Here is a 26387-nt window from a genome sequence, read left to right on the forward strand (position 1 = left end):
ATCAATTCGAATTGCTAATTAAACCATGACGCAAACTTATAACGCTGATGCCATTGAGGTACTCACTGGGCTTGAGCCGGTACGCCGCCGCCCGGGGATGTACACCGATACGACCCGTCCCAACCATTTGGGTCAGGAAGTAATTGATAATAGTGTGGATGAAGCACTGGCAGGTCACGCCAAACGCGTGGATGTCATTTTACATGCCGATCAATCGCTGGAAGTGATTGACGACGGACGCGGGATGCCGGTGGATATCCATCCGGAAGAGGGGGTTCCGGCGGTAGAACTGATCCTCTGTCGGCTTCATGCCGGCGGTAAATTCTCCAATAAGAACTATCAGTTCTCTGGTGGTCTGCATGGGGTGGGGATTTCGGTCGTGAATGCCCTGTCAAAGCGCGTGGAAGTGACCGTGCGCCGCGACGGTCAGGTCTATAACATCGCGTTTGAAAACGGCGAGAAAGTGCAGGATTTGCAGGTTGTCGGCACCTGCGGTAAACGTAATACTGGCACCAGCGTCCATTTCTGGCCGGACGAAAGTTTCTTCGACAGCCCGCGTTTTTCTGTCTCTCGCTTAATGCACGTTCTGAAAGCAAAAGCGGTGCTGTGTCCCGGCGTGGAAATCACTTTTAAAGATGAAGTGAATAACAGCGAGCAGCGCTGGTGCTACCAGGATGGTCTGAACGACTATCTGGGCGAAGCGGTAAACGGCCTGCCGACGCTGCCGGAAAAGCCGTTTATCGGTAATTTTAACGGTGAAACGGAAGCTGTTGACTGGGCGCTATTGTGGCTGCCGGAAGGCGGCGAATTACTGACGGAAAGCTACGTCAACCTGATCCCGACCATGCAGGGGGGGACGCACGTCAACGGTCTGCGCCAGGGCCTGCTCGACGCGATGCGCGAATTTTGCGAATACCGCAATATTCTGCCGCGCGGCGTCAAACTGTCGGCGGAAGATATCTGGGATCGCTGCGCTTATGTGCTCTCCGTGAAAATGCAGGACCCGCAATTTGCCGGGCAGACCAAAGAGCGTCTGTCGTCGCGTCAATGTGCGGCATTTGTTTCCGGCGTGGTGAAAGATGCCTTCAGCCTGTGGCTGAACCAGAACGTGCAGGCGGCGGAACAACTGGCAGAGATGGCGATTGCCAGCGCGCAGCGGCGACTGCGCGCCGCAAAAAAAGTGGTACGCAAAAAGCTCACCAGCGGTCCGGCGTTGCCGGGGAAACTGGCGGACTGTACCGCGCAGGATCTTAATCGGACCGAGCTGTTCCTTGTGGAAGGGGATTCGGCGGGCGGTTCCGCCAAGCAGGCGCGCGATCGCGAATATCAGGCGATCATGCCGCTCAAAGGTAAGATCCTTAACACTTGGGAAGTCTCTTCCGATGAAGTGCTGGCCTCGCAAGAGGTGCATGATATTTCCGTGGCGATCGGTATCGATCCGGACAGCGACGATCTGAGTCAGCTGCGCTACGGCAAGATCTGTATCCTGGCGGATGCGGACTCCGATGGTTTGCATATCGCTACTCTGCTTTGCGCGCTGTTTGTCAGACATTTCCGCGCGCTGGTGAAGAATGGTCATGTCTACGTCGCGCTGCCGCCGCTATACCGTATCGATTTGGGTAAAGAGGTCTATTACGCGCTGACGGAAGAAGAGAAGGCGGGCGTACTGGAACAACTGAAGCGTAAGAAAGGCAAGCCGAACGTACAGCGTTTCAAAGGCCTGGGTGAAATGAACCCGATGCAGTTACGCGAAACCACGCTTGATCCAAATACTCGCCGCCTGGTGCAGCTCACCATTAGCGATGAAGACGATCAGCGTACTAACGCGATGATGGATATGCTGCTGGCGAAGAAACGTTCTGAAGATCGACGCAACTGGCTACAGGAAAAAGGCGATCTCGCGGATCTCGACGTGTAACGATTGTTGCACGCTTTATCCGGTCTGCGCGCCGCAGGCCGGATAAGCGAATTCGACATGACGCCGCAGCCTGATGGCGACACTTGCGCATCGCATCAGGGAGACGTCAGACGAGGGTAATAACTTAAACGCCGGATTCCAGAATACGAATATTCATTTCCAGCACATCGTCTTTTACCGCGTCGCTGTAGGCTTTCATATGCGGGGTTTGCAGATGCGCCTCAAGGTGCGCAACGCTTTCCCACTGTTCAATCATCACGATCGAGTCAGGCGCCAGAGTCTGAAAACTCACGCCCGCGGCATGATCCACCATCGGTGCGTAACCGTGGCACCCCTCTTCTTTAAGAACGGTTGGAATAATTTTCGCAAACTGGTCGAGGACGGCCTGACGGTGATGTTGGCCCGGACGCGTGCGAATTTCGGCAATGACGGTAAGCATGGTTAACTCCTTCTAATTCCAGGATGACCAGTTAAGCAAAAATTTCGCTCAGATGCTTGCGATATTCTGCGGTATAGCGCGGAACATCCGGCATTTTAATCACGTCGTTGGCAATAAACGTTGGCAGCGCGTCCATGCCCAGGAACTGGTTGGCTTTATGGAATGGCAGATAGACGCCATCTACGCCTACGCCGTGGAAAAATTGATCTTTTTCGGTAAATGCTTCCATCGGCGCGTTCCACGTCAGTGACAGCATATATTTTTTCCCCTGCACCAGACCGCCGGAACCGTACTTTTTAGCGGCATCGGAACGCGTGCGGCCATCGCTGGCATAGAGCGTGCCGTGACCTTCGGTAAAGACATCATCCATATATTTTTTTACTGTCCATGGCGCGCCCATCCACCAGCCTGGCATCTGCCAAATCACCACGTCAGCCCAGACGAAATTCTGCACCTCTTCTTTAATGTCATAGTCGCTGTCGGCGCGGACGATCTTAACCTGATGACCCAGATCGCGCAGCAGCCCATCGGCAACTTCGGTCAGGGTGTCATTTAACTGGCCGTTGGAGTGCGCGAATTTTTTCGCCCCGTTGATAATCAGGATGTTACTCATTTTGTGTCCTCAAGAAATGCGTTTGCTGCTGATTCTACGCTGACGGGCGGTGCGGTGAAATTAGCAAAATGTGCAAAGTCTTTTGCGTTTTTGGCAAAAGTCTGTGTTACCAACTTACTACGGCCTCAAATCCACCTTCCGCGGCGTTGCCAAACGACACCGTCATGCCGTGCAGCGTAGCGATGCGACGGACGATTGATAATCCCAGACCGCTGCCGGTCACACTTTGGCCAGGCGGGCGGTAAAAACGCTCGCCGATATGCGTCAGAATCTCTGGCGCTACACCAGGGCCATTATCTCTGACGGTGAAGCTGCGGGCATGTAAGGTAACGTCGACGACGCTGCCTTGCGGACTGTAGCGAATCGCATTATCCAGCAGGTTACGCACTAACAGGCTTAAGAGTAGCGGCTGGCCGGTACGTATGACGTCATGGGCGTTAAGCTGTAAACGCACGTCGATATTCGCCTGCTGCGCCGGATGATAAATATCCATTACCGCGGACTGCAGCAGCTCTTCCAGCGAAATCTCCGCTACATCCTGCAAATTATTGAGCGAGTCGAGACGCGATAACGTCAGTAGCTGATCGACCAGCCGCGTGGCGCGATCGATCCCCGCATGGAGCTGGGTCAGCGCTTTATCACGCGATAGCGGATCGTCGCCCGAGAGCTGCGCCACCTCGGTTTGTACTTTCAGCGCGGCCAGCGGGCTGCGCAATTCATGGGCGGCGTCGGAGGTAAATCGCCGTTCGCGCACCATCATGGAGTGGATGCGGCTAAAAAGCTGATTAAGCGCTTCGACCAGTGGGCGAACCTCGCTCGGTACGCCTTTGGCGTCGAGCGGCGTTTCCGATTCCGGCGACCGGAAGCGTAGCGCCTGCGCCAGTTTTTTCAACGGTCTGAGCTCGCGGTGAAGCAGGAGCAATAAAATCAGCAGCATGAAGGGAAGGGCGATCAGCCACGGCGTTAATTGCGCCGCTACGATCGCCAGCGCCATATCTTCGCGGTAATCCCACTCCTGACCGACGACGATACGATACTTGCCGTCCGCCGAGTTCAACCACAAAAAACGCCAGAGGTCGTTGTCATCCTTCAGATAGCCATTGTCGAAACCTTCCCGGCGATAGCGATACGGAATATCCTGGCCGTTGTCGCCATCATGCAGCAACATTTTGCCATCAGCGGAAAAGATGGCGAACGCCAGCGCATCGTCATCGATATGCCCATGTTTTAATTTCTTTGGCGTATGCGCCATGCGCTGCGGGGCGTTGAGCTCGTTAAGATCGAGGGTGCTAAGCCGTCTGGCGAACAACATCAACTGTGTGTCAAACAGCTCGTCGACATTATCCGTCGTCTTTCTCCAGGCCACAAAACTGGAGATTGCCCAGGTGATGGAGACCAGAATCAGGAAAATAAGCGTCAGCCTGACGCGCAGGCTGAGACGTTGCGTCAATTTCATGCGTCACCCAGGGTGTAGCCGATGCCGTGCACGGTGCGAATAAATTCGCTGCCGAGCTTGCGGCGTAAATGATGAACATGGACTTCCACTGCATTGCTGGACACGTCGTCATCCCAGTTATACAGCTTCTCTTCAATAAGCTTGCGCGGCAGCACGCGACCTTTGTTGCGCAGTAAGAGTTCCAGCAACGCGAACTCTTTTGGTTTTAGGGCCAGCGGTTCGCCGGCAAGCGTCGCGACGAGATTGCCTGGATTGAGCGTCACCTGGCCGTGGCGCAATTCGCTACTGGCCTGACCGCTGGCGCGGCGTACCAGCGCCTCCAGACGGGCGGCGACCTCAATGAGCGCGAAAGGTTTACATAAATAGTCATCGGCGCCCAGACGTAGCCCCTCGACGCGCTCTGCTAACGCGTCGCGCGCCGTCAGGATCAGTACCGGTTCCTGTTTACCCTTTTCGCGCCATTCGCGCAAAATATCCCGTCCGTCCATGCCTGGCAGCGTCAAATCTAAAATAACCGCATCATAAGGCGCGCTGTAAAGCGCCTCTTTGCCCGGACGTCCCTCGGTAAACCAGTCGACGCTGAAACCCATTTTACTCAGGCCCGCTTTTATGCCATCGCCAATAAGTGTGTCATCTTCTACCAGTAAAATTCGCATCTGTTCTTCCTTGCGGTAACTCGCGTTACCGTCAGTTAACCTTGTCGCCGCAGGCGATGTACAGAAAAAAAGATTCTTTTTTTGCCTTAAGAAGTTGTTAAGGATTACCTTATTAAATGGATCTGAAACGACATGAAAGGGAAAAGTAATCATGAAAAAATTAGCTGCAATCGTTGCCGTTATGGCACTGTGTTCTACCCCGGTTCTGGCGGCTCAGCAGGGCGGTTTCTCCGGCCCGTCGGCGACGCAAACGCAAGGCGGCGGATTTGTCGGCCCGAACGGCAGCAGCACGACGGTAGAGAGCGCTAAATCGCTGCGTGACGATGCGTGGGTAACGTTGCGCGGGAATATCGTCGAGCGCATTTCCGACGACCTGTATGTGTTTAAAGATGCGACCGGTACTATCAATGTGGATATTGACCACAAGCGCTGGAACGGCCTGACCGTAACCCCGCAGGATACCGTTGAAATTCAGGGTGAAGTGGATAAAGACTGGAACTCTGTCGAAATCGACGTAAAACAGATTCGTAAAGTGAATCCGTAATCCCACATTGCGCAAGATCGGTCAGGATTCACAGCCGCCCGGTGGGCAGAATAGGCCACAAGGAGGCAGTGATGAATGACCTGATCAGCGCGGCTTATTCCGAACGTCTGCGGCGCGTTTGCGACCACATTGAGCGTCATCTGGATGAGCCTCTGTCGCTTGAGGCGTTAAGCCGGATGGCGCACAGCTCGCCGTTTCATTTTCACCGGCAGTTTACCGTCTGGAGCGGGCTTCCGCTCTATCGCTATATCCAGTGGCTGCGTTTGCGCCGGGCGTCATGGCGGCTGGCGTTTAATCCGCAAGATAAAGTTATCGATATCGCGCTGGATGCCGGATTTCAGAATCCGGAGTCGTTCACACGTGCTTTCAAAACCGCGTTTGGTCAAAGCCCGTGCCGGTTTCGGCAATCGCCGGACTGGCTGGCCTGGCACCAACGCGTTCCTAAACTTGCGTTACAGGAGCAGCATGTCATGGACGTAAAAATCGTTGAATTTCCACCTACCCGCGTCGCGATGCTGACGCATCTGGGGCATCCGGATAAGGTCAACGCCAGCGCGGCGAAATTTATTGCATGGCGACGCGAAACGGGCCAGTCGCCGATTGCCAGCAGTCAAACTTTTGGTATTGCCTGGCACGACCCGCAGACGACGCCGCCGGCTCAATTCCGCTTTGATATCTGCGGCAGCGTCCGCCAGCCGATAGCCGAAAATGACGTTGGCGTGGTGAATAGCGAGATTCCTGGCGGGCGCTGCGCGGTGGTGCGCCATCAGGGATCGCTCGACAGCCTCCCGGAGAGCGTGTGGTATTTATTCCGCGAATGGCTACCCGCCAGCGGTGAGACGCCGCGCGATTTTCCGGTCTTCTTCCAGTACCTGAATTTCGTCCATGAGGTCGCGGAACATGAGCTGCTGACGGATATCTATCTGCCGCTTCGTTAACTTCCTCGCCACCTGTCTCACGGTTTGTGACTCAGACCGTGAGATAGGGTATTATCTGCGGCAATATTGCCGTCCGAACGGTCAGCATGCAGATTGAGGATCCCCTGTTAATGAGCGATATGGCAGAGCGCCTTGCGCTACATGAATTTACGGAAAACGCCTACTTAAACTACTCCATGTACGTGATCATGGATCGTGCGTTGCCGTTTATTGGCGACGGCCTGAAGCCGGTACAGCGCCGCATCGTCTATGCGATGTCAGAGCTGGGGCTGAACGCCACCGCTAAATTTAAAAAATCCGCCCGTACCGTTGGTGACGTACTGGGTAAGTATCACCCGCATGGCGACAGCGCCTGCTATGAAGCCATGGTGCTGATGGCGCAGCCGTTCTCTTACCGTTACCCGCTGGTCGATGGCCAGGGGAACTGGGGCGCGCCGGATGATCCGAAGTCATTCGCGGCGATGCGTTATACCGAATCCCGCCTGTCCAAATACGCCGAGCTGCTGTTAAGCGAACTCGGTCAGGGGACGGCGGACTGGGTGCCAAACTTCGACGGCACCATGCAGGAACCGAAAATGTTACCGGCGCGTCTGCCGAACATCCTGCTGAACGGCACCACCGGTATTGCGGTGGGCATGGCAACAGATATTCCGCCGCATAACCTGCGCGAAGTGGCGAAAGCGGCGATTACGCTGATTGAGCAGCCGAAAACGACGCTGGATCAGTTGCTGGATATCGTCCAGGGGCCGGATTACCCGACCGAAGCGGAGATCATTACCCCTCGTGCGGAAATTCGTAAAATTTACGAAAATGGGCGTGGCTCCGTGCGTATGCGCGCGGTATGGACCAAAGAAGACGGCGCCGTGGTGATCACCGCGTTGCCGCATCAGGTATCTGGCGCAAAAGTGCTGGAGCAGATTGCTGCGCAGATGCGCAATAAAAAACTGCCGATGGTGGACGACCTGCGCGATGAATCGGATCACGAAAACCCGACGCGTTTAGTGATTGTCCCGCGCTCCAACCGTGTGGATATGGAGCAGGTGATGAACCATCTGTTCGCCACCACCGATCTGGAAAAAAGCTACCGTATTAACCTGAACATGATCGGTCTGGATGGTCGTCCGGCGGTGAAAAACCTGCTGGAGATCCTCACCGAGTGGCTGGCGTTCCGCCGCGACACGGTGCGCCGTCGTCTGAACTATCGTCTGGAGAAAGTGCTTAAGCGCCTGCATATCCTCGAAGGTTTGCTGGTGGCGTTTCTCAACATCGATGAAGTGATCGAGATTATCCGTAACGAGGATGAGCCGAAACCCGCGCTGATGTCGCGTTTCGGCATCAGCGAAACCCAGGCGGAAGCGATTCTCGAACTGAAACTGCGTCATCTCGCCAAACTGGAAGAGATGAAAATTCGCGGCGAGCAGGACGAGCTGGAAAAAGAGCGTGACCAGTTGCAGGGCATTCTCGCGTCCGAACGCAAAATGAATACCTTGCTGAAAAAAGAGCTACAGGCAGATTCCGATGCCTATGGCGACGATCGCCGTTCTCCGCTGCGTGAGCGCGAAGAAGCTAAAGCGATGAGCGAACACGACATGCTGCCGTCCGAACCGGTGACTATCGTGCTGTCGCAGATGGGCTGGGTGCGCAGCGCCAAAGGTCATGATATTGATGCGCCGGGGCTTAACTATAAAGCGGGCGACAGCTTTAAAGCCGCGGTGAAAGGTAAGAGTAATCAACCGGTGGTGTTTATTGATACCACCGGGCGCAGCTATGCTATTGATCCCATTACGCTTCCGTCGGCGCGTGGGCAGGGCGAGCCGCTGACCGGCAAACTCACGCTGCCGCCGGGGGCGACCGTAGAGCATATGCTGATGGAAGGCGATGACCAGAAACTGCTGATGGCGTCGGATGCGGGCTACGGCTTCGTTTGTACGTTTAACGATCTGGTTGCCCGTAACCGTGCCGGTAAGGCGTTGATTACACTGCCGGAAAATGCGCACGTCATGCCGCCGCTGGTGATTGAAGACGAGCACGATATGCTGCTGGCGATTACCCAGGCCGGACGGATGTTGATGTTCCCGGTAGACTCTCTGCCGCAGCTGTCGAAAGGCAAAGGGAATAAGATCATTAATATCCCCTCTGCAGAAGCGGCGAAAGGCGATGATGGACTGGCGCACCTGTACGTGCTGCCGCCACAAAGCACTCTGACTATCCATGTCGGGAAGCGCAAAATCAAACTGCGCCCTGAAGAGTTACAAAAGGTAGTCGGTGAACGCGGACGCCGTGGCACATTAATGCGCGGCCTGCAGCGTATCGATCGCATTGAGATTGATTCGCCGCATCGCGTAAGTCATGGCGACAGCGAAGAGTAAGACAGGGGCGCCCGTAGGCCGGACAAGGCATCTAAGCCGCCATCCGGCGCTCTGCCGTTGCCGGATGACGACGCAGTAGCGTCTTATCCGGCCTACGGTTTCAGATCGGATTAACATTAAAATTTCCCGTAAAACCGTTGTTTATTCGTGCATTGCGATTAACAATACGTTTTTCCAGAGAGCCACACTTACCAAAATCCTAACCTGAATTTCAGGTGACGTAGAATGCCGGGCTCTTAGGCCTTCAGAGGTTGTTATGCTATATATTTTTCGTCTTATTGTTACCGTTATTTACTCCATTCTGGTCTGTGTTTTCGGTTCTATTTACTGCCTTTTCAGCCCACGTAACCCAAAACACGTGGCGACGTTTGGACATATGTTCGGTCGTCTGGCCCCGCTGTTTGGCCTGAAAGTGGAGTGCCGCAAACCCGCCGACGCGGAAAACTATGGCAATGCTATCTATATTGCTAACCACCAGAATAATTATGATATGGTCACGGCGGCGAATATTGTGCAGCCTCCAACGGTGACGGTGGGGAAAAAAAGCCTGCTTTGGATCCCGTTTTTTGGGCAACTGTACTGGCTGACCGGTAATCTGTTGATTGACCGTAATAACCGCGCCAAAGCGCATAGCACCATTGCGGCAGTGGTTAACCATTTTAAAAAGCGCCGTATTTCTATCTGGATGTTCCCTGAAGGTACGCGTAGCCGGGGACGCGGTCTGCTGCCGTTTAAAACCGGCGCGTTTCATGCGGCTATCGCGGCTGGTGTGCCGATCATTCCTGTCTGCGTTTCCAACACCTCTAACAAAGTCAATCTAAACCGCCTGAACAACGGACTGGTTATTGTGGAAATGCTGCCGCCAGTCGATGTCAGCGAATATGGTAAAGATCAGGTTCGCGAGCTGGCGGCCCACTGCCGTGCGTTAATGGAGCAAAAAATCGCGGAACTTGATAAAGAGGTTGCGGAACGTGAAGCGACCGGTAAGGTTTAAGCAGTCTTACTCTGTTATTGTAGAAATCATTTTTTCAGGCACAACTCTTTAGCCTGTTTTACATGGAGCTTATATGTCATTCAGTCGGCGTCAGTTTCTTCAGGCATCGGGAATCGCACTATGTGCAGGCGCGATTCCCCTCAGGGCGAATGCTGCCGGTCAGCAACAGCCGTTGCCTGTTCCGCCGTTGCTGGAGTCCCGTCGCGGGCAGCCGTTGTTTATGACGCTACAGCGAGCGCACTGGTCCTTTACGCAAGGCACGCGCGCGCCGGTCTGGGGAGTGAACGGTCGTTATCTGGGGCCGACAATCCGCGTCTGGAAAGGCGATGACGTTAAACTCATCTATAGCAACCGCCTGGCGGAAAATGTCTCCATGACGGTTGCTGGTTTACTGGTGCCGGGGCCGCTGATGGGTGGCCCGGCGCGTATGATGTCGCCGAACGCGGACTGGGCGCCGGTGTTGCCGATTCGTCAGAGCGCCGCGACGCTGTGGTATCACGCTAACACGCCTAACCGCACTGCGCAGCAGGTGTATAACGGCCTGGCCGGAATGTGGCTGGTCGAAGACGACATTAGTAAAACGCTGCCCATTCCGAACCATTACGGCGTGGATGATTTTCCCGTCATTATCCAGGATAAACGGCTGGATAACTTTGGGACGCCGGAGTACAGCGAACCGGGAAGCGGTGGTTTTGTCGGCGATACGCTGCTGGTGAACGGCGCGCAAAGCCCCTATGTCGAAGTGTCCCGCGGCTGGGTGCGGTTACGGTTGTTGAACGCCTCGAACTCGCGGCGCTATCAGCTTCAGATGAGCGATGGCCGGGCGCTGCATGTGATTTCAGGCGATCAGGGCTTTTTACCTGCGCCGGTTTCCGTCAAACAGTTGTCACTGGCGCCCGGCGAGCGACGTGAAATCCTGGTTGATATGACCAACGGCGACGAAGTCTCGATCACCTGCGGGGAAGCGGCCAGCATAGTCGATCGGATTCGCGGTTTCTTTGAGCCTTCCAGTATTCTGGTTTCGACCCTGGTGCTGACGTTACGGCCAACCGGATTGCTGCCGCTGGTGACCGATAATCTGCCGATGCGTCTGTTGCCGACGGAGATCATGAGCGGCGCGCCTGTCCGCAGTCGGGACATCAGTCTTGGCGACGATCCGGGGATTAACGGCCAACTGTGGGATGTGAATCGCATTGATATTACCGCCCAACAAGGCACCTGGGAGCGCTGGACGGTACGCGCCGATATGCCGCAGTCGTTCCATATTGAGGGCGTCTCTTTCCTGATTCGTAACGTCAACGGCGCTATGCCGTTCCCGGAAGATAGAGGCTGGAAAGATACCGTCTGGGTGGATGGGCAAGTCGAATTGCTGGTCTATTACGGTCAGCCGTCCTGGCCGCACTTCCCGTTCTATTTCAACAGCCAGACGCTGGAAATGGCTGACCGCGGCTCGATTGGGCAAATGCTGGTGAATCCGGCGTCGTAAAGCGTCCGAGTACGGGTCTGAATAGCGCAGACCCGTCAGGGTTTTCAGGAAGGAGCAAACAGCGTGGGAAGCAGCAGACTCAACTGCGGGAAGTAGCAAATCATCGCCATGACCACAAAGAGTGCCAGAAACATCGGTAATAGCGGTTTGACGACTTTATCAATACTGATTTTGCCGATACTGCAACCGACGAACAAAATAGTGCCTACCGGGGGCGTACACAGTCCGATGGTTAAATTGAAAACCATAATAATGCCAAAATGGACAGGGTCGATTCCCAGATGTTGAGCAATGGGAAGGAAAATAGGCGTAAAGATCAGAATAGCCGGGGTAATATCCATAAACGTCCCGACGAGTAACAAAATGAGATTGATAATCAGCAAGATGACCCATTTATTTTCGGACACGCTGGTAATCATTTCATTAATCAGTTCAGGAACATCAGCATTGGTCATCGCCCATGACATTCCCATTGAGCAGCCGACCAGTAAGAGAACAATAGAGCTGGTTACTACCGAATCCAGCAGAATATCGCGCAACTTACTCACATTAATTTCTCGATAAATGGCCGCCAGCGCCAGGCTATAGATTACCGCGATCGCAGAGGCCTCTGTTGGCGTAAATACGCCGCCGATAATGCCGCCGATAATAATAAATATCAGCAACAGGCTGGGCAATGAATCGCGGAATACCGACAGAAACTGCCGCAGGTTGATGCGTTCGGCAACCGGGTAATGGTGGCGATGGGCATACAGCGCCGCTACCGTCATTAAAGCCAGCGCGGTTAAGATGCCGGGCAGGTAGCCCGCCAAAAACAGGGCGGCGACAGAGGTGCCGCCGCTAGCCAGCGAATAGACAATTAGCACATTGCTGGGCGGGATCATCAGGCCAATCGGCGCCGAAGCGACGTTGATCGCCGTAGAGAACGCCGGAGAGTAGCCCTCTTTTTCCTGTAATGGCGACATGATGCCGCCCACCGCGGCCGCAGAAGCGACAGCCGAGCCGGATATCGCGCCAAACAGGGTGTTCGCCAGAATATTGCAGTGCGCCAGCGAACCGGGAAGGCGGCCAACTAACGCCTGAGCCAGATTCACCAGGCGCCGGGCGATTCCCCCGGTATTCATGATATTGCCGGCTAACACAAAAAAGGGGATCGCCAGCAGCGTAAAGCCATCGAGACCGACGGTCATTTTTTGCGAAATAACCGAGATTGCCGCATCCGGGGGAAGGGCTATCAGGATTGAGAATAAGGACGACAGCCCGATAGCGAATGTAATAGGAACGCCGACCGCCAGCATAATGGCAAAGCTGCCAAATAAAACAATTATTGGGTAAATATATTCAAAGTCCATATATCCCTCGTTAGCGAAGATGGCGCTGATGATAATTATCAATAACGTTCACAATGGTGTAGTACACCAGGATGACGCCGCTAATCGGCATGACCCAATAGACTTTATCCATAGGCCATTTTAATACCGGGGACATTTGGCTGACGTGCGCCGCTTTTTCAACAATAATATCACCGCCGTACACCATAAAAATCAGCGCGAACACGGTAATAATCACCTGAATGATACTGTCGAGCACGAGGGCGGGCGTTCGGGAGAGTTTTTGCGCTAACAAATCGATAGCTAAATGTTTTTTTAATCCGGCGGTATAGACGCCGCCTAACAGAATCATCCACATAAAAAGAATCTGGGTGAATTCGTCGAGCGTGCTGCTTGGCGCGTTGAATATAAAGCGCGCCGCCACCTGCCAGGATACGCAGGCAACCATGATCGCCAGAATAATACAGCAGCACCCGGCCAGTATTTTGTTCAGTGCATTGGTGAGTATTCGCATATTACATCCTGTAAAGGGCAGGAGAACCCTGCCCGGCAGATTTACATATTCTCGATGTATTCCAGATCCTTCGCTGATTGAGCATCTTTCGCGCGGAACTCATCAAACAAGGGCTTAACACGCTGTTTGAACGCGGATTTATCAATATCAACAACGGTCGCATTCATGGCCTTCATGCTCTCATAAGCCTCTTTTTCCGCGGCGGGCCAGATGACGTCTTTCATTTGCTGCATGGATTCATCTGCGGCTTTATATAACGCTTTCCGCTCTTTATCGCTCAATTTGTTAAGTACTTTGGTACTGATGACCAGGACATCCGGCACCATCGTGTGCTCGTCGCGGGAATAGAATTTCGCCACCTCCGCATGACGCATATCGGCATAAACCACGGGGTTGTTTTCGCCGCCATCGACCACGCCTTGCTGGAGCGCGGTATAGAGTTCGCCTTGCGCCATCGGCGTCGGCACGCCGCCGAGCGCTTTCACCATCGCGATAGCGCTGGGGCTTTGCTGCACTCTGATTTTCATACCGGCTAAATCGTCGGGTTGAGTGATGGGCTTACCAGCGTAAAAACTGCGGGCGCCGCCGTCGTACCAGGTTAAGCCGACGAAGCCTTTGCTTTCGGAGGACGCGAGAATGCGTTTCCCTAAGTCGCTTTTCAGTACGTTGTAGTAGTGATCGCGGTCGCGGAATAAAAACGGCAGGCTAAACACGCTATATTCCGGCGCAAAAGACTCCAGCGATGCCGCATTGACTTTCACCATTTGCAGAGCGCCGGAGTTCATCAATTCCAGCGATTCACGTTCGTTGCCCAGCGTGGCGTTGGGGTAAATACGAATATTTAATTCGCCGTCCGAATAGGCTTTCGCTTTATCGGCCAGATAGCTCATCGCTTTGTGAACGGCGTGGCTTTTATCCTGATTGTGGCTCAGTTTCAGCGTGGTTTTGGCGAGCGCTGGAAATGCCAGTAGCAAACAGCCGGCCAGTAATACCGCTGATGTTGTGAATGAACGTGTGTTTTTCATATCTGCTTCCTTATAGGTTGGGATTCCTGTGGTTATCGTTGATTAATTAATAACCTGCTGATACGTAAGGTATTGCGTAGGGGAAAGGCGTGGTGATGGTGTTCTTTATCCCCTGAACTCTGTCAGCCAATTTAATTTAATCAATAGACCAAAGAAAGAGATCTGGTTCACAGAAGAAAGTCATGGTAAAAACAGTGCCGTGAGCAATTCAGCGAAGTTTTTTTATATATTACTGATAATATGATATTTTTTTACTTTTTGTTGTTATGGCGATACTGCGTTTTTAGACGTGGGTATAATTAATTGCATACCAATTTGGAGATATTCATAAGACCAATTTCAAACACATCAGGCCAGGCCGTTTAAAGTTGTTTCTATTTCGCGCCAGCCCTGCATATAAGGCGATAATCTCCTTCATTTTCGCTATAGATACGGCTTATAATCCCCGACCTTTGATTATTTTTTTGCCAATCGTTTTGGAAGCAATATGAGCGCTATCTCCCTGATCCAACCGGATCGCGACCTTTTCTCCTGGCCGCAGTACTGGGCCGCCTGCTTTGGGCCGGCGCCGTTTTTGCCGATGTCACGTGACGAGATGGATCAACTTGGCTGGGATAGCTGCGACATTATTCTGGTAACCGGCGACGCCTACGTCGACCATCCGAGCTTCGGCATGGCGATTTGCGGTCGTATGCTGGAAGCGCAGGGCTTCCGCGTGGGGATCATCGCCCAGCCTGACTGGAACAGCAAAGACGACTTTATGCGTCTGGGAAAACCGAACCTGTTCTTCGGCGTCACCGCCGGCAACATGGACTCGATGATCAACCGTTACACCGCCGACCGTAAGCTGCGCCATGACGACGCCTACACCCCGGATAACGTCGCGGGCAAACGCCCGGACCGCGCCACGCTGGTCTATACCCAGCGTTGCAAAGAAGCGTGGAAAGATGTCCCGGTGATCCTTGGCGGCATTGAGGCCAGTCTGCGCCGTACCGCGCATTACGACTACTGGTCTGATACTGTGCGTCGTTCGGTGTTAGTCGATTCCAAAGCCGACATGCTGATGTTTGGCAACGGCGAGCGTCCGCTGGTGGAAGTGGCGCACCGTCTGGCAATGGGCGAAACCATCGATCAGATTCGCGACGTGCGTAACACTGCGATTATGGTTAAAGAAGCGCTGCCTGGCTGGAGCGGCGTCGACTCCACTCGTCTGGACACGCCGGGTAAAATCGATCCAATTCCCCATCCCTATGGTGAGGATCTGCCGTGCGCGGATAACAAGCCGGTCGCGCCGAAAAAGCAGGAAGCTAAAGCGATTACCGTGCAGCCGCCGCGTCCGAAGCCGTGGGAAAAAACCTATATCCTGCTGCCATCCTTTGAAAAGGTGAAAGGCGACAAGGTGCTGTACGCCCATGCGTCGCGTATTCTGCATCACGAAACTAACCCTGGCTGCGCGCGGGCGCTGATGCAAAAACACGGCGACCGCTATGTCTGGATCAACCCGCCCGCCATACCGCTCTCCACTGAAGAGATGGATAGCGTGTTTGCGCTGCCGTATCAGCGTGTGCCGCACCCGGCTTACGGCAATGCCCGTATTCCGGCCTATGAGATGATCCGCTTTTCGATCAATATCATGCGCGGCTGCTTTGGCGGCTGCTCTTTCTGCTCGATCACTGAACATGAAGGGCGCATCATTCAGAGCCGCTCGGAAGACTCTATTATCAACGAGATCGAAGCGATCCGCGACACGGTGCCGGGGTTTACCGGCGTGATCTCCGATCTGGGCGGTCCTACCGCGAACATGTATATGCTGCGCTGTAAGTCGCCGCGTGCGGAGCAGACCTGTCGTCGCCTGTCATGCGTCTATCCGGATATCTGTCCGCATATGGATACTGACCATACGCCGACGATCAATCTTTATCGCCGCGCCCGTGAGCTGAAAGGCATTAAGAAAATCTTAATTGCCTCCGGCGTGCGCTACGACATCGCCGTAGAAGATCCTCGCTACATTAAAGAGCTGGCGAGCCATCATGTGGGCGGCTATCTGAAGATTGCGCCGGAGCATACTGAAGAAGGTCCGCTGTCGAAAATGATGAAGCCGGGTATGGGCAGCTACGATCGCTTTAAAGAGTTATTTGACCTTTACTCTAAACAGGCCGGAAAAGAGCAGTATCTGATCCCGTATTTTATCTCCGCGCATCCGGGCACGCGGGACGAGGATATGGTGAATCTGGCGCTGTGGCTCAAGCGCCACCGCTTCCGTTTGGATCAGGTGCAGAACTTCTACCCGTCGCCGTTGGCGAATTCGACCACCATGTATTACACCGGCAAAAACCCGCTGGGTAAAATTGGTTATAAGAGTGAAGATGTGGTGGTGCCGAAGGGAGACAGGCAACGTCGCTTGCATAAGGCGCTGCTGCGTTATCACGATCCGGCGAACTGGCCGCTGATTCGCCAGGCGCTGGAAGCGATGGGGAAAAAGCATTTGATTGGCGGTCGCCGTGAGTGTCTGGTGCCTGCGCCGACCATTGAAGAGATGCGCGAAGCGCGTCGCCAGAACCGCAATACCCGCCCGGCGTTGACCAAGCATACGCCGGTGGAACATCAGCGGCAGGGGCTTGCCGCTAATAAGAAGCGCGGGAAAGGCGCAGGGCGTTAATTACCTTTGAATCTGTTGCTTCTGGAAGCTAATGTTTTTGGAAGTAACAGACATCTAAATATATTGTATCGGTCTTTAGTAATTGCTAAATTACGGGGAGCTTTATATTTTATTTAAATATTATTGATTGTATAAATTAATTATATATTACCTTAATGATTAAGGCATGATGCTTTTATACAGCCCCAGAGGAGGGGATATCATGGGTATGATTATTATTCCCTGTTTTATCGTAATTGCTATAATAGCTGTTGTTATATTCATAATGGCTATTAAAGCATGTAGTATGGAAAAACGTGAAGATAGGCAAATGACTCTTGCAGGGATAATTTTAATGGGTGTTATTGCCGCTATTCCTGGATGGTTTTTGTACGAAATATTTAGCCACGCGCCGTAATATTTAACCTACCAGGGTTGATATATTAAAATAGATAAGAAGTATATAATCTAAGGTATAATGCCTGAAGGTGCTGCGCTTATCAGGTCTATGAATAGCACAGTTTTGTAGGCCGGATAAGGTGCTTACACCGCCATCCGGCAGAAGTGCTCCGTATTTATGCCTCACGAATTCTGGCCGCCAGCGCGGCCAGTTTTTCATCATCAGCCCGTTCATGATCGTGTGACGACAGATATCCTTCATACTGTTCGAAAAATTTATTCTGCCGCGATTCAATCGGTTTCCAGTGGGTTAAATCGCCAGTACCGTGCATGGGGCTTAATTTACTGTGCACATGGTCTACGCCGAAACCTTCGAAGAACATTCCCGTACGACTGACATCCGGGAAAGCCTTATCCAGTTTCTTAGCCACTTTTTGGGTCGCCAGCATCAGGTCCGCTAACGCCTGCGGCGGTAGATCGAACGCGTAGCTGGGGTAATGTTTTTTCGGGATCACTACGGTAAACCCATCGGTATTCGGAAAAATCGACAAAAAAGCCAGGTGATGCTCATCTTCCCAAACTTTATGACAAGGTGCTTTACCTTCAACTATTTGACAGAAAATGCAGGTCATTCCATTTCTCCGTTAACCGAGGGGCTTATCGATGAGTTAAGCGTTTAATACAACCCTAACACTTTCCACCATGCGAGGCCGACTGTCAAAAAGACCGCCTGATTAAAGAGACTGATAATAAATCCCGTTCGCCACCAGACGCCCGTCGGTACATAGCCGGCGCCAAAAAGAATGGGGCCGCGTGCGTGGGTATACTGCGTAAGAGAGCAGTACAGGCTGCTGGTAAACGCCAGCATGAGCGCCATCGGCGCCGCCGGAATATTCAGATGCAGACCGACGCCCAGAAATACCGCATACAGCGCGGCGATTTGCGCGTTGCCGCTGGCGAAAAAATAGTGGGTATAAAAATAGGCTGCGTTAAGCAGCAGCAGGATGATTATCCAACTGGTTCCATGCATCGTGCTGCCGATGCTGTCGCCAATCAGGTTGCCAAACCAGCTGGTGAATCCTAGTTTCTTCAACTGGTTAGCCATCATCAGCAGCGCGGCAAACCAAATCAACGTATCCCAGGCGCCTTTTTCGCTTTTAACGTCTTCCCAGGTGAGCACGCCGCTCAGTAATAAAATAGAGAGACCGACAAAAGAGGCCGTCGTGGCATCCACGCCGAGCGAGCTGCCAAAAATCCATAGCACCAGCAACACGCCGACGGTCGCCAGCATGAGCCACTCGCCGCGCGTCATACTGCCCATTTGCGCCAGCTCTTTGCGCGCCAAATCCGGCGCATCCGGCGTATGTTTAATTTCCGGACGCGTCAGCCAGTAGACCAGCAGCGGGACGATAAGAAAAGAGACCAGGCAAGGCAGGAGCGCGGCGATAAACCAACTTCCCCAGCTCAACGTAACGCCGGCGTTCGCCGCCAGTTTTACCGCCAGCAGGTTACCCGTATAACCGGTCATAAACAGTGCGGCGGTGACGTCGTTAACATTGCCAATACAGGTGATCAGAAAGGTGCCGATTTTGCTGCGAGACTCATCTTCCGGATGTGAATCAAAGCTGCGCGCCAGCGAGTCGGCGATCGGGTAAATCACGCCGCCGCAGCGCGCGGTGTTACTGGGCATCGCGGGGGAGAGGATCAGATCGGCAAACGCCAGACCATAAGCCAGACCCAGCGTTCGTTTACCTAACAGACGGATCATTTGTAGGGCGATACGCCGACCCAGCCCGGTTTTGATAAACCCACGGGCAATCATAAAGGCGACGACGATAAGCCAGATCAGCGAACTGTTCAGCTCGCTCAAGGCCGTGGTAATCGCGCCGCTGGCCGTTTTGTCGCCGGCAGCATAGGCGAGCGCAAAGACGGTGATGCCGATAATACCGACTGCGCCAATAGGCAGCACTTTCGCCACGATAGAGGCGATCGTCGCGACAAAAATAATCGCGGAATGCCAGGCCGGCGCGCTTAACCCGGAAGGGGGCGTTAGCTGCCACAGTCCGGCGGCGATAACCAGAATAAGAATAAATGGGAGCCATTTGACGCCCTGAGATTTTTTTTCCGCCACAATTACACATCCATAAATATTTTATATGTATTAAGTAAATTCATAATAAATATGAATAAATATTCACAAAATCAGAATAATTCTGCGCTTGTGTGTGGGGGAAATATACTGTTAAATGCGCGTAATTGTTTCTTAATGTTTCGGAATGCAAAAAAGCCCGACGACATCGTCGGGCATGGCGTGCGATAAATCCGGCTTAACCGCCGAACTGATCCGGATCGGGACCGAGGCGTTTTCCTTGATCCAGTTTTGCGATCTCGCCTAATTCATCTTTATCGAGACGGAAATCCCAGACAGCAAAGTTTTCCGCGATACGGGAAGGGGTGACGGATTTCGGAATGACGACCAGCCCGCAGTCCAGATGCCAGCGAATAACAATCTGGGCGGGCGTTTTGCCGTATTTATCCGCCAGTTCGCGAATCACTTTCTGATCGAATACGCCTTCGCCACCCTGCGCCAGCGGGCTCCAGGACTCGGTCTGGATTTTATGCGTCGCATTCCACGCATGTAGCTGGCGCTGTTGCATCAAGGGGTGAAGCTCGATCTGGTTGATCACAGGGGTAACGCCGGTTTCATCGATCAGACGCTGGAGGTGATGGATCTGAAAGTTACAGACCCCGATACTCTTTACCAGCCCCTCTTTTTGCAGCGCGATCATGCCTTTCCAGGCGTCGACATAGTGATCGATAGCCGGTACGGGCCAGTGCATCAGATAGAGATCGAGATAATCAAGCTGCAGTTTTTTCAGACTCTCCTGCAGGGCTTCGCGGGGACGTTTTTGATCGTCATTCCACAACTTGGTAGTGATAAACAGCTCTTCCCGCGCCACGCTCGCTGCTTTTAGCGCTTTGCCGACGCCTTCTTCATTCTGATATGCTGTGGCGGTATCAATCGATCGATAGCCCACCTCCAGCGCTTTATGAATCGCCGCGATCACCTCTTCATTGCTTGCTTTCCAGACTCCCAGCCCAAGTTGTGGCATTACGTTGCCATCCTGTAGCCTGATAATGGTTGGATTAGCCATGATGTGTTCCTCTTTTAATTGGCTCGCCGGAGTCGGGTCCGGCGAGACTAAGTGACTTAAGTCTGGACGAAATGGCCAAAAACGAAAGTCAGAGGCGAAAAAACCTTAGCGCGCCGCTTCATAAATCCGACGGCTGACATCCAGCGTAATATCCTGATTTTCACCTAAATTTGTGCATCCATGCGCCTCAAGTTTAGCCAGTAGCGCCGGAATAGTGCTGCCATCCAGACCGTAATCGGACAGACGGGTAGGCACGCCCATCTGTTCAAAGAAACGGCGGGTGGCGGCAATGGCGGCATCAATACGCTCGTCGTCGGAACCGTCGGTGATATTCCATACACGTTCAGCATATTGCAGGAGTTTTGCACGTTTAACGTCTCGTTTTTCGTTCCATAGCGCAGGCAGAATGATAGCCAGCGTCTGGGCATGATCGAGACCGTGCATCGCGGTAAGCTCATGGCCCAGCATATGTGTCGCCCAGTCCTGCGGAACACCAGCGCCAATCAGGCCATTCAACGCCTGAGTAGCGGCCCACATCACGTTAGCGCGGACGTCATAATTTTCAGGCTCTTGCAGCGCTTTGGGACCTTCTTCGATCAGTGTGAGTAAAATACCTTCGGCGAAACGATCCTGAATTTTGCCGTTAACCGGGTAAGTGACGTACTGCTCAACGGTATGGACGAAAGCATCCACGACGCCGTTCGCAACCTGGCGCGGCGGCAATGTATAGGTGTAGACCGGGTCCAGTACGGCAAACACCGGTTGCACGAACGAGGAGTGGAAGGCCTGTTTGTCGCCAGTGGTTTTACGGGAAATGACTGCGCCGGCGTTCGATTCTGAGCCGGTTGCCGGTAGGGTCAGCACAGACCCCATCGGGATTGCGCTACGAATCTCAGTACCGCCGGTTTCCAGAATGTGCCACGGATCGACGCCGTCCGTATACTGCGCCGCTGCGGCGATAAATTTGGTGCCGTCCAGTACGGAACCGCCGCCAACGGCCAGCAGGAAGGTAATATTTTCGTCGCGCACAAGCTGCACGGCCTTCATCAGCGTTTCATAGGACGGGTTCGGTTCAATACCGCCAAACTCCCGAACATCCAGTCCTTTTAACGCTTCCTGAACTTGCGCCAGTACGCCGGTCTTTTTCACGCTACCGCCGCCATAGGTAATCAGCACGCGGGCGTCCTGCGGGATTTGATCGCGAAGATCGACGATAGCGCCTTTACCAAACAGAATGCGGGTAGGGGTATGTAATTTGAAATTGTTCATTGCTCATTCCCTTATGTGGGTAAAAAGAGGGCAGGCGGCTGTCTGCCTGATGGTCATCATTGTGGTCTTGTGAGGGATGTCTCTCAATGCACATTTCTGCCAATGTTTTGCCTATTTCTCCAGAATGCTGGAGAAAATCGCTAAAAATGCGCACAATCCAGCGGAGTGGATTTGATGAAAAAATGGCGCGTTATGAATCGTGAAGCAATTTGCTTACAGTTGGCGGATAAAATTAATCATTTAAAAAATAATGATAAAATAATCAGCGAGCGGCTGGCGGGCATTCGTCTGTTGTATGGTGTTGAACCGGGGCCGCGCACGCCGGTCATGTATCAGCCTGGCATCATATTTCTCTTTTCCGGCCATAAAATTGGCTATATTAACAAGCGCAAGTTTCGTTATGACGCTAATGAATATCTCTTACTGACCGTGCCGCTCCCTTTTGAATGCGAGACCTGGGCAACGCCGGAGGTACCACTGGCCGGTATTCGGCTCGACATTGATGTGCTGCAACTGCAAGAGTTGCTCATGGACATTGGCGAAGATGAACGTTTCCAGTTGCCGATGGCGGCCAGTGGGATTAACTCCGCCACGCTGTCGGACGAGATTTTATGCGCGGTGGAAAGATTGCTGGATGTGATGGAGCGCCCGCTGGATGCGCGGATTCTGGGAAAACAAATTATTCGCGAAATTCTTTATCATGTGCTGATGGGACCGCGCGGCGGGGCGCTGCTTGCACTGGTTAGTCGCCAGACGCACTTTAGCCTGATCAGTCGCGTACTTAAACAGATCGAAATGAAATACACCGAGAACCTGAATGTTGAGCAACTGGCGGCAGAAGCGAACATGAGCGTGTCGGCGTTTCACCATAATTTTAAGGCGGTCACCAGCACCTCGCCGTTGCAGTATTTAAAAAGCTACCGACTGCATAAAGCGCGGATGATGATGATTCACGACGGTATGAAGGCCAGCGCCGCGGCGATGCGGGTCGGCTATGAGAGCGCATCGCAGTTTAGCCGGGAGTTTAAACGTTATTTTGGCGTTACGCCGGGCGAAGATGCGGCAAGAATGCGGACAATGCAAGGGAGCTAAGTGGGGCATCCCGCCACGGGTCAACGAAGCGTAATCGGGCCATCCTGGCCGATTATGGATACGTCAGGCGTTACAGTATTTCTTTTTAATCACCACGACCAGCGTACCTAACAGTCCGGCGACCAGTAGCGCGACGGGAAGGATCATTAAAAATGTCATTACCTGGTCTTCATGGCGCTTAACAAACGGGATCATACTGAGCGCGTAGCCGAAGCTGGTCACGACAGTCACCCACAGCAGGCCGCTTAACCAGTTAAAAAACTGAAACCGGCGGTTGGACAGGCCGGAAATACCCGCCATTGTTGGCAGCAGAGTGCGGACAAACGCCAGAAAGCGCCCGGCAAGCAACGCTAACAAACCGTGGCGGTCAAACATGCAGGTGGCGCGCTGATGATATTTTGCCGGAAGCTGCGCCAGCCAGCCTTTGACGGTACGCGTATTACCGAGCCAGCGTCCCTGGATATAACTTAGCCAGCAGCCGAGACTGGCCGCGGTGGTGAGAATGCCAATCGTCGGCAAAAAATGCATCACATCCTGGGCGATCAACGCGCCTGCCAGTAGCAGCAGACTATCGCCAGGTAAGAATGATGCTGGCAGCAGACCGTTTTCTAAAAATAGCGTGGCGAACATGACAAAGTAGACGACGCTAACAACGTGTGGATTCGCCAGCGCGGCAAAATCATGTTGCCAGAGCGCAGCGATAATATCTTGAATGACAGCCATGAACTTTCCTGTGGAACAGCATTTATGCTTTTATTCGCCTATTGTACTCCTGAATCGTCCGGGATGCCTTGATCCCGGACGCAACAAACGCAGACTTTTCCACGGAAATTGTCTGCATATATGTCCATCCCCGGCAACTTTACACAATTCTGGCGAAGCCGGCGGCTAAATCAGCGATCAAATCATCAACACTCTCTAAACCAATATGCACCCGGACCAGCGTACCGGTAAAATCTACGCCGCCTGCGGGACGAATCGCGGCGATCTGTTCCGGCTGATTAGCAATAATCAGCGATTCGTAGCCTCCCCAGGAGTAGGCCATACTGAACAGCGAAAAGTTATCCAGATAGGCTGATAATTCTGCCTCGGTCAGCTTTTTATTGAGCACAAAGGAGAACAGGCCGCTGCTGCCTGTAAAGTCTCGTTTCCAGAACGCATGACCTTTGCTACCCGGCAGGGCCGGATGATTAACGCGCGCGACCTGAGGATGGTTCGCCAGCCATGCGGCGATTTTGAGGCTGCTTTCTTGATGCTGGCGCAGTCGCACGCCGAGTGTGCGCAGACCGCGGCTGGTCATATAAGCCGTGTCGGCGTCGAGCATTTGCCCCATCAGATAGGCGTTTTCCCGCAATTGTTCCCAGCAGCGCGCATTTGCAACGGCAGTACCGACCATCGCATCAGAATGACCAATCAGATACTTAGTGCCCGCCTGGATAGAGATATCAATATCGAATTCCAGAGCTTTGAACAGAACGCCAGCCGCCCAGGTATTATCAATCATGATGACGGCTTCTGGCGCGACGCGTCTGACCGCACTAACAATGCTCGGAATATCATGTACTTCCATGGTAATAGAACCGGGGGATTCCAGAAATACGACTTTCGTGTTCGGTTGAATATGTTGCGTGATATCAGCGCCGATGAGCGGGTCGAACCAGCTTGTCGTCACGCCCAGTTTGCCGAGAATTTTGCTGCAGAAATCCTGGCTGGGTTCATAGGCTGTGTTGGTCATCAGGATGTGGTCGCCCTGCTCAACGAATGCCAGAATGGTGTTGGCGACCGCCGCCGTGCCGCACGGGAAGAGCGCGCATCCGGCGCCGCCTTCCAGTTCACACATGGCTTCCTGGAGCGAAAAGTGGGTCAGCGTTCCCCGGCGTCCGTAAAATAATTCGCCGTTGGCGCGATTGCGGGTAGCGTGTTTTTTGGCCTCGACGGTGTCAAACACCAGTGAAGAAGCGCGTTGAATCACACTATTCACTGAGCCAAGCGTGTATTTTTTGCTGCGTCCTGCGTTTACCAGTTTGGTATCCAACTGTTTATCCGTCATGTTGCGTTTCCTGATTTTAACCGTCTGGATGTCTAAACTAGCATGAATATAACCATCTGCACCCTGGCGACGTGTGATACAGATGAAAATTTTGCCAAAATAAAAACAGGTGGCTTTTTTAATGCGTAAGCGCAAAGAAAAAGCAGTAAAGGTGCGGCAGTATGTAAATAGTAATGAGAACGACTATCAATTCGACGTTGTTTTGATATTATTATGCTCAGATTTTGTGATTTGCGTCCTGGAGATACAGAGTGGGTAATAATTTGATGCAGACGGATCTTTCCGTCTGGGGCATGTATCAGCACGCCGATATTGTCGTGAAGTGCGTGATGATTGGTTTGATTCTGGCGTCAGTCGTCACCTGGGCTATCTTCTTCAGTAAAAGCGTTGAATTTTTCACGCAAAAGCGCCGCTTAAAGCGCGAACAACTGCAATTAGCCGATGCGCGCTCTTTAGATCAGGCTTCCGACATTGCGGCAGGTTTCAGCGCAAAAAGCCTCAGCGCACAGCTCATCAATGAAGCGCAGAATGAACTGGAACTCTCTCAGGGCAGCGAAGATAACGAAGGGATTAAAGAACGTACCGGCTTCCGTCTGGAACGTCGCGTCGCAGCGGTTGGCCGCTACATGGGACGAGGCAACGGTTATCTGGCGACGATCGGCGCCATTTCCCCCTTCGTCGGGTTGTTTGGCACCGTATGGGGCATTATGAATAGCTTCATCGGTATTGCGCAAACGCAGACCACCAACCTGGCGGTGGTCGCTCCTGGTATTGCGGAAGCGCTGCTGGCGACGGCGATTGGGCTGGTAGCCGCGATCCCGGCGGTCGTCATTTACAACATCTTCGCACGTCAGATAGGCAGTTACAAAGCGACGCTGGGTGACGTGGCGGCGCAGGTATTGCTGCTGCAAAGCCGCGATCTTGATCTGAATGCGAGCGCCAGTGCGCAGCCGGTACGCGCCGCGCAGAAATTACGGGTAGGGTAATGCGTCATGGCAATGCGTCTTAACGAGAACCTGGATGACAACGGCGAAATGCATGAAATCAACGTGACGCCGTTTATCGATGTCATGTTGGTTCTGCTGATTATCTTTATGGTGGCTGCGCCGCTGGCGACGGTGGACGTCAAGGTGAATCTGCCCGCTTCTACCAGTACGCCACAGCCGCGTCCGGAAAAACCGGTTTATCTGTCGGTGAAAGCGGATAACACCATGTTTATCGGTAACGATCCGGTGACGGATGATACGATGATTGCCGAGCTAACGGCCCTGACGGAAGGGAAAAAGGATACTACGATTTTCTTCCGTGCGGATAAAACCGTAGAGTATGAAACCCTGATGAAAGTGATGGATATGCTGCATCAGGCGGGCTATCTCAAGATTGGTCTGGTCGGCGAAGAGACCGCGAAAGCGAAATAAGTATTCTGCTGACGCTGTAGGCCGGGTAAGGCGAAGTCGCCACCCGGCTTTTTTATTGCCTAAGATGGTGCCTTGCTTAACAG

Annotated in this window: 23 protein-coding genes and 1 pseudogene; 11 read left to right on the forward strand and 13 right to left on the reverse strand. The window is 53.2% G+C overall.

Going from position 1 to position 26387, the window contains the following annotated elements:
• Window positions 1–25: 25 nt before the first annotated feature.
• Window positions 26–1918 (forward strand): DNA topoisomerase IV subunit B, encoded by a 1893-nt coding sequence (parE, locus tag J1G48_RS03290; RefSeq protein ID WP_000195318.1) that lies wholly within the window; start codon window positions 26–28, stop codon window positions 1916–1918.
• 124 nt (window positions 1919–2042) lie between these two features.
• Here parE and J1G48_RS03295 read toward each other — a convergent pair whose 3' ends face one another.
• The 4 genes from J1G48_RS03295 to qseB form a co-directional block, all read right to left on the reverse strand.
• Window positions 2043–2357, reverse strand: coding sequence for a putative quinol monooxygenase (locus J1G48_RS03295; protein WP_000958587.1), 315 nt, complete (start codon window positions 2355–2357; stop codon window positions 2043–2045).
• 31 nt (window positions 2358–2388) lie between these two features.
• Window positions 2389–2970: an NAD(P)H-dependent oxidoreductase gene (locus J1G48_RS03300; RefSeq protein ID WP_000065416.1), complete on the reverse strand. Its 582-nt coding sequence runs from the start codon at window positions 2968–2970 to the stop codon at window positions 2389–2391.
• Window positions 2971–3076: 106 nt separating this feature from the next.
• Window positions 3077–4426, reverse strand: a complete 1350-nt coding sequence (gene qseC / locus J1G48_RS03305) for a quorum sensing histidine kinase QseC (protein WP_000779338.1) — start codon at window positions 4424–4426, stop codon at window positions 3077–3079.
• On the reverse strand, window positions 4423–5082 hold the full coding sequence (gene qseB, locus J1G48_RS03310) for a quorum sensing response regulator transcription factor QseB (RefSeq protein WP_001221574.1): 660 nt from the start codon (window positions 5080–5082) through the stop codon (window positions 4423–4425). Before qseB ends, qseC begins: the two co-directional genes overlap by 4 nt.
• Before the next feature lie 151 nt (window positions 5083–5233).
• Between qseB and J1G48_RS03315 the strand changes: the two genes are divergently transcribed.
• From J1G48_RS03315 to ftsP, 5 genes are all read left to right on the forward strand, one after another.
• Window positions 5234–5626, forward strand: a complete 393-nt coding sequence (locus J1G48_RS03315) for a YgiW/YdeI family stress tolerance OB fold protein (protein ID WP_000731552.1) — start codon at window positions 5234–5236, stop codon at window positions 5624–5626.
• 71 nt (window positions 5627–5697) lie between these two features.
• On the forward strand, window positions 5698–6564 hold the full coding sequence (locus tag J1G48_RS03320; RefSeq protein WP_000998803.1) for an AraC family transcriptional regulator: 867 nt from the start codon (window positions 5698–5700) through the stop codon (window positions 6562–6564).
• A gap of 110 nt (window positions 6565–6674) precedes the next feature.
• The gene (gene parC, locus J1G48_RS03325) at window positions 6675–8933 is read left to right on the forward strand and encodes a DNA topoisomerase IV subunit A (RefSeq protein WP_001281910.1); all 2259 of its coding nucleotides are present in this window, start codon (window positions 6675–6677) and stop codon (window positions 8931–8933) included.
• 256 nt (window positions 8934–9189) lie between these two features.
• Window positions 9190–9927 carry a 1-acylglycerol-3-phosphate O-acyltransferase gene (gene plsC / locus J1G48_RS03330; protein ID WP_000965730.1) on the forward strand — a complete coding sequence of 246 codons (738 nt, stop codon included), beginning with the start codon at window positions 9190–9192 and terminating at the stop codon, window positions 9925–9927.
• Window positions 9928–10000: 73 nt separating this feature from the next.
• Complete coding sequence (gene ftsP, locus J1G48_RS03335) at window positions 10001–11413, forward strand: cell division protein FtsP (protein WP_000010658.1); 1413 nt, start codon at window positions 10001–10003, stop codon at window positions 11411–11413.
• A gap of 44 nt (window positions 11414–11457) precedes the next feature.
• On the opposite strand, the gene J1G48_RS03340 is transcribed toward ftsP, so the two are convergent.
• The 3 genes from J1G48_RS03340 to J1G48_RS03350 are packed head-to-tail and all read right to left on the reverse strand — an operon-like array spanning window position 11458 to window position 14283.
• Complete coding sequence (locus J1G48_RS03340) at window positions 11458–12765, reverse strand: TRAP transporter large permease subunit (protein WP_000345261.1); 1308 nt, start codon at window positions 12763–12765, stop codon at window positions 11458–11460.
• 10 nt (window positions 12766–12775) lie between these two features.
• The gene (locus J1G48_RS03345) at window positions 12776–13258 is read right to left on the reverse strand and encodes a TRAP transporter small permease (RefSeq protein WP_001221825.1); all 483 of its coding nucleotides are present in this window, start codon (window positions 13256–13258) and stop codon (window positions 12776–12778) included.
• A 41-nt stretch (window positions 13259–13299) separates the two neighbouring features.
• The gene (locus tag J1G48_RS03350; RefSeq protein WP_000799367.1) at window positions 13300–14283 is read right to left on the reverse strand and encodes a TRAP transporter substrate-binding protein; all 984 of its coding nucleotides are present in this window, start codon (window positions 14281–14283) and stop codon (window positions 13300–13302) included.
• Between the two features lie 487 nt (window positions 14284–14770).
• Here J1G48_RS03350 and J1G48_RS03355 point away from each other — a divergent pair, with 487 nt between their 5' ends.
• Together J1G48_RS03355 and J1G48_RS03360 are read left to right on the forward strand one after the other, a co-directional pair.
• Window positions 14771–16942 carry a YgiQ family radical SAM protein gene (locus tag J1G48_RS03355; protein ID WP_001274458.1) on the forward strand — a complete coding sequence of 724 codons (2172 nt, stop codon included), beginning with the start codon at window positions 14771–14773 and terminating at the stop codon, window positions 16940–16942.
• Between the two features lie 202 nt (window positions 16943–17144).
• The gene (locus J1G48_RS03360; protein ID WP_000525384.1) at window positions 17145–17339 is read left to right on the forward strand and encodes a hypothetical protein; all 195 of its coding nucleotides are present in this window, start codon (window positions 17145–17147) and stop codon (window positions 17337–17339) included.
• Between the two features lie 157 nt (window positions 17340–17496).
• Here J1G48_RS03360 and J1G48_RS03365 read toward each other — a convergent pair whose 3' ends face one another.
• The 4 genes and pseudogenes from J1G48_RS03365 to yqhD all read right to left on the reverse strand — a co-directional run bounded on the left by J1G48_RS03365 (window position 17497) and on the right by yqhD (window position 21744).
• On the reverse strand, window positions 17497–17952 hold the full coding sequence (locus J1G48_RS03365; protein ID WP_000128242.1) for an HIT family protein: 456 nt from the start codon (window positions 17950–17952) through the stop codon (window positions 17497–17499).
• Window positions 17953–17996: 44 nt separating this feature from the next.
• A pseudogene (locus tag J1G48_RS03370) lies at window positions 17997–19482 on the reverse strand (DASS family sodium-coupled anion symporter).
• 165 nt (window positions 19483–19647) lie between these two features.
• On the reverse strand, window positions 19648–20475 hold the full coding sequence (gene dkgA, locus J1G48_RS03375; RefSeq protein ID WP_000013100.1) for a 2,5-didehydrogluconate reductase DkgA: 828 nt from the start codon (window positions 20473–20475) through the stop codon (window positions 19648–19650).
• A 105-nt stretch (window positions 20476–20580) separates the two neighbouring features.
• Window positions 20581–21744, reverse strand: coding sequence for an alcohol dehydrogenase (yqhD, locus tag J1G48_RS03380; protein ID WP_001058722.1), 1164 nt, complete (start codon window positions 21742–21744; stop codon window positions 20581–20583).
• A 192-nt stretch (window positions 21745–21936) separates the two neighbouring features.
• Here yqhD and J1G48_RS03385 point away from each other — a divergent pair, with 192 nt between their 5' ends.
• Entirely contained in the window at window positions 21937–22836 is a 900-nt protein-coding gene (locus J1G48_RS03385) for an AraC family transcriptional regulator (protein WP_001078198.1), read from the forward strand.
• Window positions 22837–22899: 63 nt separating this feature from the next.
• Here J1G48_RS03385 and yghB read toward each other — a convergent pair whose 3' ends face one another.
• Both yghB and metC read right to left on the reverse strand, forming a co-directional pair.
• Entirely contained in the window at window positions 22900–23559 is a 660-nt protein-coding gene (gene yghB, locus J1G48_RS03390; RefSeq protein ID WP_000268444.1) for a DedA family general envelope maintenance protein YghB, read from the reverse strand.
• Between the two features lie 139 nt (window positions 23560–23698).
• Window positions 23699–24886 carry a cystathionine beta-lyase gene (gene metC, locus J1G48_RS03395; protein WP_000130274.1) on the reverse strand — a complete coding sequence of 396 codons (1188 nt, stop codon included), beginning with the start codon at window positions 24884–24886 and terminating at the stop codon, window positions 23699–23701.
• Window positions 24887–25137: 251 nt separating this feature from the next.
• Here metC and exbB point away from each other — a divergent pair, with 251 nt between their 5' ends.
• Together exbB and exbD are read left to right on the forward strand one after the other, a co-directional pair.
• Window positions 25138–25872 (forward strand): tol-pal system-associated acyl-CoA thioesterase, encoded by a 735-nt coding sequence (gene exbB, locus J1G48_RS03400; protein WP_000527859.1) that lies wholly within the window; start codon window positions 25138–25140, stop codon window positions 25870–25872.
• 6 nt (window positions 25873–25878) lie between these two features.
• Window positions 25879–26304, forward strand: a complete 426-nt coding sequence (gene exbD, locus J1G48_RS03405) for a TonB system transport protein ExbD (protein ID WP_001251476.1) — start codon at window positions 25879–25881, stop codon at window positions 26302–26304.
• Window positions 26305–26387: the final 83 nt, after the last annotated feature.

The organism is Salmonella sp. SAL-020 (genome assembly GCF_017372215.1).
GTDB lineage: Bacteria > Pseudomonadota > Gammaproteobacteria > Enterobacterales > Enterobacteriaceae > Salmonella > Salmonella enterica.